The sequence below is a fragment of the Pantoea sp. MHSD4 genome, assembly GCF_021043305.1.
Lineage (GTDB): Bacteria > Pseudomonadota > Gammaproteobacteria > Enterobacterales > Enterobacteriaceae > Pantoea > Pantoea eucalypti.
The window spans coordinates 647,304-661,024 of sequence record NZ_JAJNDH010000001.1 but is presented as its reverse complement, the minus strand read 5'-3'; the positions used below and the strand labels follow the sequence as shown (position 1 = coordinate 661,024).

12 protein-coding genes are annotated in these 13,721 nt (G+C 58.8%); 3 read left to right on the top strand and 9 right to left on the bottom strand.

Features of this window, described 5'->3' with window-relative positions; all coding sequences use genetic code 11:
• Positions 1–415: 415 nt before the first annotated feature.
• Positions 416–1,159, top strand: coding sequence for a response regulator (locus tag LQK91_RS02915; RefSeq protein ID WP_003852465.1), 744 nt, complete (start codon positions 416–418; stop codon positions 1,157–1,159).
• A gap of 36 nt (positions 1,160–1,195) precedes the next feature.
• Here LQK91_RS02915 and LQK91_RS02910 read toward each other — a convergent pair whose 3' ends face one another.
• Positions 1,196–1,927: an SDR family oxidoreductase gene (locus tag LQK91_RS02910; RefSeq protein WP_003852464.1), complete on the bottom strand. Its 732-nt coding sequence runs from the start codon at positions 1,925–1,927 to the stop codon at positions 1,196–1,198.
• 165 nt (positions 1,928–2,092) lie between these two features.
• Here LQK91_RS02910 and LQK91_RS02905 point away from each other — a divergent pair, with 165 nt between their 5' ends.
• The gene (locus tag LQK91_RS02905; RefSeq protein WP_105099041.1) at positions 2,093–2,965 is read left to right on the top strand and encodes an AraC family transcriptional regulator; all 873 of its coding nucleotides are present in this window, start codon (positions 2,093–2,095) and stop codon (positions 2,963–2,965) included.
• A gap of 111 nt (positions 2,966–3,076) precedes the next feature.
• Here LQK91_RS02905 and LQK91_RS02900 read toward each other — a convergent pair whose 3' ends face one another.
• The 4 genes from LQK91_RS02900 to LQK91_RS02885 all read right to left on the bottom strand — a co-directional run bounded on the left by LQK91_RS02900 (position 3,077) and on the right by LQK91_RS02885 (position 7,338).
• Positions 3,077–3,760: a D-lyxose/D-mannose family sugar isomerase gene (locus LQK91_RS02900; protein WP_105099040.1), complete on the bottom strand. Its 684-nt coding sequence runs from the start codon at positions 3,758–3,760 to the stop codon at positions 3,077–3,079.
• Between the two features lie 43 nt (positions 3,761–3,803).
• Complete coding sequence (locus LQK91_RS02895) at positions 3,804–4,742, bottom strand: ABC transporter substrate-binding protein (protein WP_008926894.1); 939 nt, start codon at positions 4,740–4,742, stop codon at positions 3,804–3,806.
• A 90-nt stretch (positions 4,743–4,832) separates the two neighbouring features.
• Positions 4,833–5,813, bottom strand: a complete 981-nt coding sequence (locus LQK91_RS02890; protein ID WP_008926895.1) for an ABC transporter permease subunit — start codon at positions 5,811–5,813, stop codon at positions 4,833–4,835.
• Positions 5,814–5,823: 10 nt separating this feature from the next.
• Positions 5,824–7,338: a sugar ABC transporter ATP-binding protein gene (locus LQK91_RS02885; protein ID WP_033743533.1), complete on the bottom strand. Its 1,515-nt coding sequence runs from the start codon at positions 7,336–7,338 to the stop codon at positions 5,824–5,826.
• Between the two features lie 147 nt (positions 7,339–7,485).
• Here LQK91_RS02885 and LQK91_RS02880 point away from each other — a divergent pair, with 147 nt between their 5' ends.
• Entirely contained in the window at positions 7,486–10,104 is a 2,619-nt protein-coding gene (locus tag LQK91_RS02880) for an ATP-binding protein (RefSeq protein WP_105099039.1), read from the top strand.
• On the opposite strand, the gene phnE (LQK91_RS02875) is transcribed toward LQK91_RS02880, so the two are convergent.
• The 4 genes from phnE (LQK91_RS02875) to phnC form a co-directional block, all read right to left on the bottom strand.
• Complete coding sequence (gene phnE / locus LQK91_RS02875) at positions 10,058–10,942, bottom strand: phosphonate ABC transporter, permease protein PhnE (RefSeq protein ID WP_105099038.1); 885 nt, start codon at positions 10,940–10,942, stop codon at positions 10,058–10,060. The genes LQK91_RS02880 and phnE (LQK91_RS02875) overlap by 47 nt on opposite strands.
• On the bottom strand, positions 10,939–11,799 hold the full coding sequence (phnE, locus tag LQK91_RS02870; protein ID WP_105099037.1) for a phosphonate ABC transporter, permease protein PhnE: 861 nt from the start codon (positions 11,797–11,799) through the stop codon (positions 10,939–10,941). Before phnE (LQK91_RS02870) ends, phnE (LQK91_RS02875) begins: the two co-directional genes overlap by 4 nt.
• Before the next feature lie 95 nt (positions 11,800–11,894).
• Entirely contained in the window at positions 11,895–12,821 is a 927-nt protein-coding gene (phnD, locus tag LQK91_RS02865; protein WP_003852454.1) for a phosphonate ABC transporter substrate-binding protein, read from the bottom strand.
• Between the two features lie 26 nt (positions 12,822–12,847).
• Complete coding sequence (phnC, locus tag LQK91_RS02860; protein ID WP_003852452.1) at positions 12,848–13,678, bottom strand: phosphonate ABC transporter ATP-binding protein; 831 nt, start codon at positions 13,676–13,678, stop codon at positions 12,848–12,850.
• Positions 13,679–13,721: the final 43 nt, after the last annotated feature.

Sequence of the window (13,721 nt, the reverse complement as noted above, 5' to 3'; positions counted from 1 at the left end):
GATACAGGAGACAGGAGTCTCACTTGCCAAAGGGGTTTTGCATGCTGATTTATTCTGTTTCCGGGCCATTGCCCTGGCCGCTGCATACTTGCTTGCCAGAACCGCCTGAAATCCCTGTGTTACCTGTTGGCCTAAGCAATTGCCATGCCACCTGCCGACGCAATCGATTACCTGGCAGAGCCGGCCACGCCTAAGAAGATTCCGAATCAAAACAGGGCGCGATTATGGTGCAATGCACCGATTCCGCGCAATCGTTTTCCTGCGGCAAATGCGTCACCCTGAAAAACTCTGCGCCAGCGCACGCTTCCGCACTCTCACAGGCGAAGCTGGTCACGTTTCAGCACGCTGCCTCAGCAACCATTTCTGGCCTGTGTAGACTCCAGAATTAACTCCTTCGTAACATTGAGGCCGCGCCATGAAGCCAGCGATTTTGGTGGTGGATGATGATCCTGCTGTCTGCGACGTCCTGCAGGATGCGTTAAGTGAACATCTGTTAACTGTCTACAGCTGTCATCAGGGACGCGAGGCGCTCTCCATGCTCAGCGAACACCCGGAAATTTCACTAGTGATGCTGGATATGATGTTGCCCGATACCAACGGATTGCTGGTGTTGCAGCAGCTCCAGCGTCAGCGGCCGGACGTGCTGGTGATTATGCTGACGGGTATGGGTTCGGAAGCGGAGATGGTCGTGGGTCTGGAGATGGGTGCAGATGACTATATTGCCAAACCTTTTAATCCACGCGTGGTCGTGGCGCGCGCCCGTGCGGCTCTGCGTCGCAGCGGACGCATTGCGCAGGCTCACCCCGAACAGGCGGGCTGGCGTTTTGGCGGCTGGCAACTGGACGATGGCCGCTGCCAGCTGTTTAATCCGCAGCATGAACTGGTGCCGCTGACCCAGGGAGAATACAGCCTGCTGCACGCGCTGGTGCGTCATGCCCGCAAAGTACTGACCCGTGATCAGTTGCTGGAGCTGACCCACAGCGAAAGCCTGGACGTATTTGACCGTACCATCGATGTGCTGATCATGCGACTGCGCCGCAAAATCGAAACTAACCCGCATCAGCCCGACCTGATTCGCACCATTCGCGGGCTGGGCTATGTCTTTTCCGCTGACGTGATGAAACCCGAAGCCGCGCTACGCGCCAGCCAGATCGCCTGAATCACTTTACCCGGCCTGCGTTCCGCTGGCCGGTACTCATCCCTCATAACTTCCGCCATAGGCGCGCGGCACCAGATCGACCTGCGCCTCTCCGCTCTGAATGACGGTGAGAATCGTTTCAGCCACGCGCTGTGGCGTATGCGCAATTGCGGCGCTCTGCTGTGCCTGCGCAATCGCAACGTCCTGCCCCGATTTCACCGACTGGTAAAATTCCGAGACGGTCATGAATGGATAAACAGCAGATACCGTTATCCCGGCGTCTGCCAGCTCCAGCCGTGCCACGCCGGAGAGCATATTCAGTCCCGCTTTGGAACTGGTATAGGCCGCCGATCCCGGCCAGGTTGCCAGAGTCGCACCGGAACTGACGTTGATAATGCACCCCGCGCCCTGCGCCCGCATCTGCGGGATCACCGCCTGCATCATCATCAGCGGCGCGATCAGATTCAGGTCGAGCAGCGCTCTGAACTCGCTTGCAGCAATCTCCTCAACCGCCGCGAACAACCCCTGCCCGGCATTGTTGATTAACACATCAATCCGGCCAAAGCGTGCTATCCCCTGCCTGACAGCATCTGCAATCTGCTCTGGCTGCGTCACATCGCAGGCCACAGCCAGTGCTTTGCCTGATTCTCCCACGAGGGCAACCAGGCGGTCTTTGCGTCGTGCCAGTAAAATAACCTGCGCACCCGCCTCCAGCGCCGCACGCGCGGTGGCTTCTCCGATGCCCGACGATGCACCGGTAATCATAATCACGGCGTTCTCAATTCTCATGTCATCCCCTTCAGTAAAATGGTCAGAGAGCGAGAATAATCCTCAGCCGATTGTGCGGCGGCTGTAATCCTGCCTAAAATTTGCCTGTTACTGCTTTTCTCACTCTGCACACGGCAACCGCCGGAGAGGTGTCCCATAAACAGGCTTGATGCGATAAGAGATGAAATGCTGGCATGCACGGCTGATGAACTCACGGCGACGGCGATTCCGCGCGTGGATCTTTACCGCGTCAGTCAGCCGATGCCCCTGCCGCCGGAAATCTATTCGCCTTTCGTCAGCCTGATACTGCAGGGAGAAAAAAGGCTGCAGATGGGCGAACGCTCTCTCCGCTATTCCGCCGGAGAGATGTTCACGGCGTCGTTCGACCTGCCCGCCACAGGCGAAATTACAGAGGCCAGTGAAACCTCACCTTATCTGGCGGTGCGCCTGACACTGGATTTCACTGCTATCAGCGAACTGTTGCATCAGATGCCCATGACCGATGCGCCCAAAACAAAGAATGGCATGTCAGTCAATCGGGTGGATGAGGCGCTGGTGGATGCCTGGCTGCGGATGGTGCGCCTGATAGCAAAGCCTGGCGAGATTAGGGTGATGGCGCCGTTAGTAGAGCGCGAGATTCTTTATCGGCTGTTGCTGAGCCCACAGGGCGGTTTACTGCGTCAGGCAGCAGAGGTGAACGGGTATTTCGCGAAGATCAGAAAGGCGCTGGTCTGGTTGCGTACACACTATGCCGCCGCGCTTCGTATTGAGGATATGGCGGCGATTGCGGGCATGAGTCTTTCAGCCTTTCATCGTGGTTTCCGGGCCAGCACCGGACTTTCCCCGCTGCAGTATCAAAAACATCTCCGGCTTTACGAGGCGCGCAAGGCGCTTATGTTACGCCCCGGTAATGTCGCCGCTGTTGCGGCAGATGTGGGCTACGAAAGTCTGACGCAGTTTACCCGTGAATATGCACGCCTGTTCGGTGAGCCGCCCGCCCGCAGTATCAGAAAACTCAGGCTGAATAGCGCTGAGCACCTCGCGAAATCATTGAGGTAAACACAGCACACGCTCAGCCCGGCCTGCCGCCGTGAGGCCGGTAATGTTGCACTGAGATTTTGCACTGGGATTGATTGAAAAGAGTCAGGCAATGAACGCAATAAATGCAGCTCAGAGAAAGGCATGCGCATAGTCATTACACAGCAGCCAGCGTGGCGCTTCATCCTCATCCAGCGGGTTGAAACGGGCCAGCGGTGTCAGGAACACATTGTCGTTTTCGTCATCATTGGGCATCGACACTTCGCCCACCAGCACGTCACCGAAGCCGCTTTCGCCCCAGAAGCTGTGCCAGATACCCGCCTCCAAAGTCACACTTTCACCCGGTGAAAGCCGCAGCTGTGTTCCGGCTGCATGGGTCTGTCGCACGCCATCCAGCGACACCACCACCGGCGAGTCGGCCAGCCCGTCTCCGTCGCGGTTATGCAGTTCAACAATCAGGTTGCCACCACCGCGATTGATGATGTCCTCCATCTTGCGCGGATGGTAGTGCATGGGTGTCAGTTGCCCTTCACGTACGTGCATAATTTTTTCGGCGTAGGGTTTATGCCAGGGCTGTCCGCCAGGGGAGCCATTACGCAGAGTAAACAGCGTCAGCCCGGTCTGAAAAAAATCAGCCGCGCCAAAACTGGTGAGATCCCAGCCCAGTCGCAGTGCCAGAATCTCCTCTATCACTTCACGATCCTGCGCGCGCCACTGACGGATGCTGTAATCGGCCCAGGGCGGAAGATGCACATCCTGCTGCCGGAAAAATTCGCGGGTATGTTGCAGGTAGTCGTTAACCTCTGAACGTTGCATAGTGGCCTCCTGAAAGCGGCACCCGAAGGTGCCGCTCTAACGCTTATTTCACCGTCCAGCCCTGATAGCTGCCGATATTATTACGATCGATCAGCTTCACCGGGATCAGCACAGGTTTATCCGGAGCCGGTTTGCCCTGCAGAATGTCATAGCCAATCTCAACCGCTTTGGCAGCCATCACCTGCGGGTCCTGAGCTGGCGTGGCGACAAACAGTGAGTTTTTACGCTTCAATGCCTCTTCCCCGTCCGGCGATCCATCGACGCCCACGATAAAGAACTCGCTGCGCTGCGCCTGTTTCGCCGCTAAATCCGCACCGATAGCCGTCGGATCATTGATGGCAAATACCGCATCAATTTTTGGATTAGCCGAGAGCAGACCGGTCATCACTTCCAGTCCGCCTTCACGACTGCCTTTGGCGTTCTGGTTGGAGGAGAGCAGCTTGATGTCCGGATGGGTTTTCAGCTCGTTCATGCAGCCTTCCACACGGTTCTGCACGGCAGAGACAGGCGGTCCGTTGATGATCACCACATTGCCTTTGTTCTTCAGACGGTCAGAGATATATTTACAGGCCATTGCGCCTGCCTGGGTGTTATCGGAGGTGATGGTCGCATTCGCGCCATCGGCTGCCACGTCAACCGCGACCACTACGATACCGGCGTCACGCGCCCGTTTAACGGCTGGGGCGATCCCTTTTGAGTCGGCGGCGTTGAGGATAATCATGTCGACTTTTGCTGCAATAAAGTTATCAATCTGGCCGACCTGCTGACCAAGATCGTAACCGCTGGAGACCAGCGTGACGTTAACTTTATCGCCCGCCAGCTGACGCGCCTTCATCTCTGCGCCTTTGGTGATCTGCACGAAGAAAGGGTTAGCCAGATCGCCGACCGTTACGCCGATAGATTTGAGTTCTTTTGCCTGAGCCAGGCCGGTGCTGAACAGCGTTGCCGCCAGTAGCCCGGTTACAATCGGATTAAAACGCATAGACCTTCTCCTGCTGTTTTCAAGGTGCCAACCACTTAATGGCGTTTTTTAGGTGGCGGAGGCCAGATAACGCATCCGCCCTTTTAAGCCTCAACTCACATGATGACGGGTACGGTATTTGTCGATCAGGACGGCGATGATGATCACTGCGCCTTTGATCACCAGCTGCCAGAAATAGGAGACGCCCATCAGCGTCATGCCGTTATTCAGCGTGGCGATAATCAGTGCGCCAATCAGCGTGCCGGTGATGGTGCCGATACCACCGACAAAGCTGGTGCCGCCGAGGATCACCGCCGCAATCGCATCCAGCTCATAACCTACGCCCAGGTTGCCGTTGGCGCTGTAGAGCCGCGAGGCACTCATCAGCCCGGCCAGCCCTGACAGCAGGCCACTCATGCCGTAGACAAACAGCAGCACCACGCCAACCTTGATGCCCGTCAGGCGTGCAGCCTGGATATTGCCACCGACGGCGTAGATATGGACGCCCAGTGTGGTGCGACGCAGGATGAACCAGCAGATGGCAATCACCGCAAAGGCAATCACAATCAGCCACGGCACCGGCCCGAGATAGCCGTTGCCAATCCATTCAAAGTTAATATCGGAGTTGATCACCGTGGTGCCGTTCGCCAGCAGATACGCCGCTCCGCGCAATGCGGTGTAGGTACCCAGCGTGACAATAAAGGGGGGCAATCCGGCCCAGGCGACCAGGATGCCGTTGAACAGCCCCATCACCAGACCCGCGCCCAGCGCCATCGGAATGGTCAGGGAGGCGAGCATCGGGTCCAGCGACGCCACCAGCGCCACCACCGCCGTGGTGCCCAGCATCGACCCCACCGACAGATCGATACCGCCGGTGAGGATGACGAAAGTCATGCCCGCCGCCAGCACAATGTTGATCGACGCCTGACGGGTAATGTTGAGCAGGTTAGCTTCAGTAAAAAAGTTTGGCGTGACGAAACCAAATACCGCCACGATCAGGATCAGAATCGGCAGGATACCCACCGTTTGCAGCAGATCGCCCATCAGGGCGCGTTTCAGCGTCGGCGCTTTGGTGCGGGCCAGTTGTGTCATGGTGGTCTCCTTAGATTTCGCCTGTTGACGCGCTGTGCGCACCGGTTGCCAGCGTCATAATATTTTCCTGACTGATGTGGCTGCCCTCCAGCTCACCGACGATGGTGCCTTCGTGCATCACGTAAACGCGGTCACTCATCCCGACCACTTCCGGCAGTTCGCTGGAGATCATTAAAATCGCCACGCCCTGCCGCGCCATCTCCTGCATCATGCGGTAGATCTCGCTTTTAGCGCCGACATCGACGCCGCGCGTCGGCTCATCCAGAATCAGGATGCGCGGGCCAATCGCCACCCAGCGCGAGATCAGCAGCTTTTGCTGGTTCCCGCCGGACAGACCGCCCGCCCGGACCTGAGCATGCGGAACACGAATATTGAGTGAGGCGATCGCCTCATTGGCGATGGTCTGCCCTTTGCGTCGGTTGAGCATCCCGTAACTGGCGTCACGTTCCAGCGTCGCCATCACAATATTTTCCTGCGCGGCCATCTCCAGAAACAGTCCCTGCTCTTTGCGGTTCTCGGTGAGGAAGCCGATGCCACGGGCAATCGCATCACGCGGCGAATGAATGGTGACCTTCTCACCGTCGATCCAGATCTCGCCCTCTTTCGGCTTATGTACGCCGAAGATCAGCTGCGCCAGTTCGCTGCGACCGGCGCCTACCAGCCCGGCCAGCCCGACAATTTCTCCGGCCCGCACTGCCAGACTGCTGGGATGCACTTTGCCGCCATCAGTAAGGTGATTCACCGCCAGCCGGATGTCGCCTAAAGGGATCGCACGGTCTTTGTTAAACAGGTCGCTGAGCGGGCGTCCGACCATCATCCGCACCAGTTCACTGGCGTTAAGCTGGTCACGGGTCAGGCTGCCCACATATTGCCCATCACGCAGCACGCTGACGCGGTCAGACAGCTCATACACTTCCGCCATACGATGGCTGATGTAGATAATCGCCATGCCTTCGCTGCGCAGCCGTTTGATTAATGCAAACAGCTGTTCGGTTTCGCGGTTAGAGAGCGCGGCGGTCGGCTCATCCATTACCAGAATGCGGCTGTTGCGCTGCAGCGCACGGGCGATCTCCACCTGCTGCTGCTCGGCGATGCTCAGACGACTGACTAAATCCCAGGCGCTGAACTGTGCGCCGAGCCGATCAATGACCCGCTGCGCCTCTTCAGCCATCTGTCGCCGCTTCACCAGCCCGCCGGGTGCAATTTCGCTACCCAGAAAAATGTTTTCCGCCACCGTCAGGTTGGGTGCCAGATTGATCTCCTGATAAATCAGGGTAATCCCGGCAGCCAGCGCCTCTTTCGGCCCTTTCAGTGCCCAGGGCTTTCCTTCAATTAAAATTTCCCCGCTGCTGGCGGTATAGGCACCGGCCAGAATCTTCATCAGTGTGCTTTTACCCGCGCCGTTTTCGCCCATGAGTGCATGAACCTCACCGGGCCAGACCGTGAGATCGACACCCTTCAGGGCATAAAAATTGCCGAAGCGTCGGGTAATGCCCCGCATTTCCAGTATTGGTGTGGCTGTCATCGCCTCGCTCCTGCGGACTGTGGATAGCCGCCAGTAAAACAACGCCAGATAAACGGAAAATGTCAGCGGCCGTTCATATTTGTCATAAACGCCTGACATCACGCTCCTATACTCGGCGCATCGTTGCAGTGATTAAGAGGTCGTGGGATGCAGCGCAGTTATCCGTGGCAGGCCGGGGCGCGTGGACGCCTGTTGATGTTCAATCTGCTGGTGGTGTCGGTTACGCTGATGGTGAGCGTGGTGGCGATCATCGGCTTTCGTCATGCCGGCGCGATTCAGGAACAGGCACAGGCGCAGACGCTGGCAGATATGAACGGCAGCCTGGCGCTGGCGCGCGATACTGCCAATGTGGCGACGGCGGCCGTGCGGCTGTCGCAGGTGGTCGGGGCACTGGAGTATCAAAGCGAATCCCAGCGGCTGCAACAGAATCAGCAGGCGTTGCAGCAGTCGCTGAGCCTGCTGGCCAGCGCACCGCTGGCGGCCCGTCAGCCGGAGCGCATCGCCCGGATCCGCGCCCGCAGCCTGATGCTGGAGCAGACGATTAATAGCCTGCTGCTGAATGGCCATCAGCGGCATCTGCAGCGCAACAACATGCTGAGTGATCTGTGGCAGGCGCAGATTCTGCTCAGTCACATCGACCAGCTGGTGCAACGGGAACAGCGGACACTGCCGGATGCCGCATTGCGCGAACAGACCGAACGGCTAATCACCATCGCCATCCGCACGCCCTCGCCCATCGCCATCATTGAGCAGCTCCAGCAGGTGATGACGCAGTGGCGCACTGTGCCGCTGACGGGCGTCACGGGCGAGAACGTGCAGCGACTGCTGGCCACTCAGCAGCGCCTGCTGCCGCTGGCGGAGGCGCTGGAACAGAGCGACCTGGCGATCGCCTATGCCACCTACCGGATTAAAGCACTGGTGGCGATGCTGAATGACGATATCAATGCGTCAGTGCAGCAGGTTGCGCTGCAAAGTGAGGCGCGTACCCAGGCCACTCACCACGAACTTGATTCGATCATCGGCTTTATCGCGCTGTTTGTGCTGCTGGCGCTGGCGATTACCGGCTATGCCGGAATCTACATCTACCGCAATCTCGGATCGAGCCTGACAGCGATTGCCGGCGCGATGACGCGTCTGGCGCAGGGCGAACAGAACGTCAGCGTGCCGGGGCTGCAACGGCGTGACGAACTGGGTGAACTGGCGCGGGCCTTTAACGTCTTTGCCCGAAATACCGCCTCGCTGGCCCACACCTCACGGCTGCTGAAAGAGAAGAGTAACCAGCTGGAGTCCACCTTCCTGGCGATGCGCGACGGCTTTGCTCTGTTTGATCACAATGGTCAGCTGGTGGTGTGGAATGCGCAGTATGCGGAACTGCTCGGCCTTGCGCCGCGTGAGGTCCATCGCGGCGTCCACTATCAGCAGCTGCTGGCCCCGCTGGCGGTGGATTTGCACGATCCCGGTGAGCAGCAGGAGATCCGGCTGGCCGATGGCCGTACGCTGGAGCTGCGTTTCAGTCCGATTCCGCGGCGCGGCATGGTCAATACTGTGCTGGACCGCACCTCACGTAAAACCCTGGAAGAAGCGCTCCAGCACAGCCAGAAGATGAAGGCGGTCGGTCAGCTGACCGGCGGGCTGGCGCACGACTTTAACAATCTGCTGGCGGTGATTATCGGCAGTCTGGCGCTGACCGAAGGCCAGCTGATGCCCGGCCCCCTCGCCACCCGCATTGAGCGGGCGCGACAGGCGGCCGATCGCGCCGCCCAGCTGACGCAGCGCCTGCTGGCCTTCTCGCGCAAACAGGCGCTCTATCCGCGCGCAGTGTCGGTGGTGACGCTGGTGGATAACCTGCAGGGCTTGCTTCAGCACTCGCTGCTGCCGGGACAGCAGCTGATTATTGATGCCCAGCGCCCCGGCTGGCCCGCCTGGATCGATGCCAGCCAGCTGGAAAATGCGCTGATGAATCTGGTAGTGAATGCGCGCGATGCCATGCACCAGCAAAACGGCGAAATCCGGCTGCGCATCTGGAATCAGCGTCGTCTGGAGGGGGGAGAAAAACGTGACCGCGTCACAATTGAGGTGATCGACCACGGCTGCGGCATGTCCGCCGACGTGCGCGAACAGGTTTTCGAGCCTTTCTTCACCACCAAAGCGACCGGCAGTGGCAGCGGGCTTGGGCTGTCCATGGTTTACGGCTTCGTGCGGCAGTCAGGCGGACAGATAGAACTGGAAACTGCGCCGGGCCAGGGCACCACGGTGCGTCTCTTGTTGCCGCGCGCAGCGGAAGCCGCCGTCATCGCCCCGCCACCGCCTGTGCCCGGTGAGGCTGACCTTGCAGCAGATGTTGAAGCGGCCAGTAACCGGCTGGTGCTGGTGCTGGATGATGAACCGGCGGTGCGGCAGACACTGTGCGAGCATCTGCATCAGCTGGGTTATCTGACGCTGGAGTGCGGCGACGGTGAAGAGGCGCTGGCGCTGTTGCGCCAGACTCCGGATATCGACCTGCTGATCAGCGACCTGATGCTGCCCGGCGAGATTAACGGCGCAGAGGTGATCCGGCAGGCCCATCAGAACTGGCCGCAGCTGGCGACATTGCTTATCAGCGGTCAGGATCTGCGCCACCAGCCGGTGACGCTGCCGCTGTGTGAACGGCTGGCGAAACCCTGGCAGCAGGCACAGCTGGTGCAGGCGCTGCAGCGCGCCTGGCAGCGCAGCGAACGGCTTAATCGCGCGCAGCAGGCTGCCACAACGGCACCGGTTTCCCACTAATGTAGCGCTTGCGCAGGCGGCTGGAGATCACATCCATGACCATCACCACCACCACAAGAATCAGCGTCAGGAACATCACCACATCCCAGTTCCACAGGCGCATGTTCTCGGCGTAGACCAGACCGACACCACCCGCGCCGACAAAGCCCAGCACCGCTGCCGAGCGGGTATTGGACTCAATCTGGTAAAGGCTCAGCGCCAGAAACTGCGGGAATGACTGGGTGAAGATGCCGAAGCGGTGTTTCTGCAGACTGTTGGCGCCCACGGCACTCAGCCCGCGACCTGGCGATCGCTCCACCGCTTCGTGCCCTTCGGCGTAGAGTTTGCCGAGCAGACCGACATCCTGCAGGATAATCGCCAGCACCCCGGCCAGCGGCCCCATGCCGACCGCACGCACGAATATCAGACCCCAGATCGCCATGTCGATGCCGCGTAACACATCGAATAAACGGCGCATCAGAAACGCCAGCGGTTTTGCCGCGCGATCGTGCATGACGTTGCGTGCCGCCAGAAACGAGAGCGGCAGCGCCAGCAGCGAGGCGGTCAGCGTCCCGGCGAACACAATCCCCAGGGTAATCCCGACCTGCGAAAAATAGTAGCCAAACGGCCAGTTCATGAAGTCATGCCAGACAAACATTCGCAGGAAATAGCGTCCAAGTTGCTGGCAGCCCATCAGCAGGCGCGACCATTCCAGGCCAAATACGGAAAAGAAAAAAAGATAGTAGAGCAGCACCGCCAGCGCCATCAGCCCTATGCGGCGCAGATAGCGCGGCTGCGCGGCAAAGAGTTCACGATGCTGCTGCTTCATTAGCGTGACATTAGGTACGTGGCTCATCATGTCCGATCTCCTGTCACACGGCGACGAAGCTGGCCAGATAGCGTATCCAGCAGCGATACCACAATCAGAATCAGCAGCAGCGTGATACTGACCTGATCGTAGCGGTCCAGTTTGATATTGGTCATCAGCTCCTGGCCGATGCCGCCCGCGCCAACCAGCCCGAGGATGGTTGAAGAGCGGAAGTTAATTTCCAGTCGCATAAAGCTGTAAGAGAGAAAGACCGGTTTAACCTGTGGCCAGAAGGCGAAGCGCATCCGCTGCAGCTTGCTGGCGCCACAGGCGGCCAGGCCGCGCACCGGCTTGTCGGATGCCGACTCAATCGCCTCATAAAACAGCTTGGTCAGGCTGCCCACGGTGTGCAGCGCCAGCGCCAGAAAGCCGGGGATCGCCCCAATGCCAAAGGCCATCACAAACATCACTGCCCACGCCAGTTCCGGCATGGTGCGCAGAAAGGCGACAAAGGCACGAATGGTCATCCGCACGCTGACCGGCGTCTGGGTGTTGTCGGCGGCGAAAAAGGCCAGCACCGCCGCCATGGCCACCGCGATCAGCGTCGAAGCCAGCGCCAGCTGCAGCGTTTCCCAGATCAGTGGCAGCTGAATCGGCAGACGGTAGCCCCAGTACGCCAGCGAACCTTCGGTTTTGCCGTCGGCAAACAGCAGCGGCAGATGCAGCACCGGCAGGATTTCATGCAGATAGTCAAAAAAATGCGGCAGCGACTGCCAGACGGTGAGCAGATTAAATTCTGCCACCCTGCCCGCCGCCAGATAGAGTGCCACCAGCAGCAGTGACCAGAGCAGCGTGTCACGTTTCTGCTGGCGTCGGATGCGTTGGTAGTAGTGTTCGAATTCGGTCAAAGGAGGATCTCCGGCGCTAAAGCAGCGGGACGCAGGCGGGGTTGCCGCGTCCCGCTCTCCCCGCCTCGACGGGGAAAGTCAGGGCACCGTCGGCCTTAGCCGCGGCTGCCTTTCATCAGGTCACGCTTCATATCGATGATGTTTTTATAGTCAGCGACCGTCGCCTCACCGATATGCTGTTCACCACCCACGGCTTTTACGAAGCAGGCGTGATCGTCCTTATCCAGTTTTTTAATCGCCGACACCACTTTCGCTTTGAAGTCAGCGGGCAGCTTGTTGCTGACCAGCACCGGGCCGTTAGGGATCAGCGGCGACTGCCAGATGATGCGGATCTGCTTCATCAGGTCCGGATGGTCCATGCGGATCAATCGGCCAAAGGCGCCAGAGGTGTAACCGCTGTTGTAGTCACCGACCAGGGACGTCCAGGTGACTGCGCCATCAAACTGGTTATTCAGCACGCCCAGGATGTCCTGCTCATGACCGCCAGAGAAAGTGACGCTGGAGAAGAAGTTGTTATATTTGTCATCCACCGTGCCGCCGAACATCTTCTTAAACGCCTGGTTTGGCATCAGGAAGCCGGACGTCGAATCGGGATCGGCCATACCGAATGATTTGCCTTTCAGGTCTTCCAGCTTTTTATACGGGCTGTCCGCTTTAACGATGACGACAGAGTGGTAGCCACGTGACTGATCTTTGTCATCGACGACAATACCCACCACATCCACTGCTTTCGGGTCCTGAATGTAGACCGACGCAAACGAAGCCGGTGACATGCTCAGCACCATATCGATCTTGCCGCCCAGCAGGCCCTGAATCACGCCGGAATAGTCAGAGGCGTTGCGCATCTGGGTATCCACACCCAGCTCTTTATCCAAGAAGGTTTTTACACACTGATTATCGCCAATCTGCTGGGTGGCGTTCTGCCCGCCCAGAATCCCCAGATTAAGCTGTTTCGGCGCATCCGCTGCGCTGACACCAAACGCCATGACACTGGTCAGAAGTGCTAAAGAAGTCAGTTTCATTCGGAATTATTCTCTTGCTGTGGACGTTAATGGATTTGGTTAAGTTCATCGCCGTACAGCTGGTGCAACAGGCTGTCGGTGAGTCGGGAAGGATGGCCGTCGAACAGCACGACACCGCGCTGAATGCCAATGACCCGGGTGCAGTAGCTTTTGACCAGCTCAATCGAGTGCAGGTTGACCATCACGCTGATGCCCTGCTCGCTGACCTGGCGCAGCACATCCATGATGCGTTTGGTATTTTTAGGGTCGAGTGAGGCCACCGGCTCATCAGCCAGCAGGATTTTGGGGTTCTGCATCAGGGCGCGGCAGATTGCCACGCGCTGCATCTGTCCGCCTGAGAGATTTTCGGCCCGCTGCAGCGCCTGCGGCAGCATGTTCATCCACTGCAGCAGTTCGATGGCGTGCGCCCGGTCCTGGTCAGAAAAGATTTTGAAGAAGGATTTCAGCGTGCTGGTCTGGCTCAGGCGGCCCAGCAGCACGTTGGTCAGCACGTCGAGGCGCGGCACCAGACAGAAATCCTGAAAGATCATGCCGCACTGACTGCGCCATTCGCGCAGCTGGCGGCTGTTAAGCGTGACCACGTTACGATCTGCTTCGCCCTGATGAAGACTGATAATCGCACCGGACGTCGCGTTAATTGTGCCGTTGAGCATGTGCAGCAGTGTCGATTTACCCGCGCCAGAGCGGCCAATCACCGCCACCAGCTCACCGGCGTGCAGGTCGAAACTGACCTGATCCAGCACCTGCGTGTCGCCATAGGCTTTACTCAGTTTCTGCACCGACAACACTTTTTGTCCGCTGAGGCTGGCCGGTGGCAGATCGTTGTCGACCACCGTTTTCAGAAGTGCCTGTGCCATGGTGTTCTCCGTCATCGCTGATTGCGTTCTGCCGGTTATTAAG

What these genes read in the sequence shown, in the direction of transcription:
- LQK91_RS02880 (WP_105099039.1), top strand. Translation starts at nt 7,486, where the DNA reads ATGCAGCGCAGTTATCCGTGGCAGGCCGGGGCGCGTGGACGCCTGTTG.
- phnC (WP_003852452.1), bottom strand. Translation starts at nt 13,678, where the DNA reads ATGGCACAGGCACTTCTGAAAACGGTGGTCGACAACGATCTGCCACCG.
- phnE (WP_105099038.1), bottom strand. Translation starts at nt 10,942, where the DNA reads ATGATGAGCCACGTACCTAATGTCACGCTAATGAAGCAGCAGCATCGT.
- LQK91_RS02905 (WP_105099041.1), top strand. Translation starts at nt 2,093, where the DNA reads ATGCTGGCATGCACGGCTGATGAACTCACGGCGACGGCGATTCCGCGC.
- LQK91_RS02910 (WP_003852464.1), bottom strand. Translation starts at nt 1,927, where the DNA reads ATGAGAATTGAGAACGCCGTGATTATGATTACCGGTGCATCGTCGGGC.
- LQK91_RS02915 (WP_003852465.1), top strand. Translation starts at nt 416, where the DNA reads ATGAAGCCAGCGATTTTGGTGGTGGATGATGATCCTGCTGTCTGCGAC.
- LQK91_RS02885 (WP_033743533.1), bottom strand. Translation starts at nt 7,338, where the DNA reads ATGACAGCCACACCAATACTGGAAATGCGGGGCATTACCCGACGCTTC.
- LQK91_RS02900 (WP_105099040.1), bottom strand. Translation starts at nt 3,760, where the DNA reads ATGCAACGTTCAGAGGTTAACGACTACCTGCAACATACCCGCGAATTT.
- phnD (WP_003852454.1), bottom strand. Translation starts at nt 12,821, where the DNA reads ATGAAACTGACTTCTTTAGCACTTCTGACCAGTGTCATGGCGTTTGGT.
- LQK91_RS02895 (WP_008926894.1), bottom strand. Translation starts at nt 4,742, where the DNA reads ATGCGTTTTAATCCGATTGTAACCGGGCTACTGGCGGCAACGCTGTTC.
- LQK91_RS02890 (WP_008926895.1), bottom strand. Translation starts at nt 5,813, where the DNA reads ATGACACAACTGGCCCGCACCAAAGCGCCGACGCTGAAACGCGCCCTG.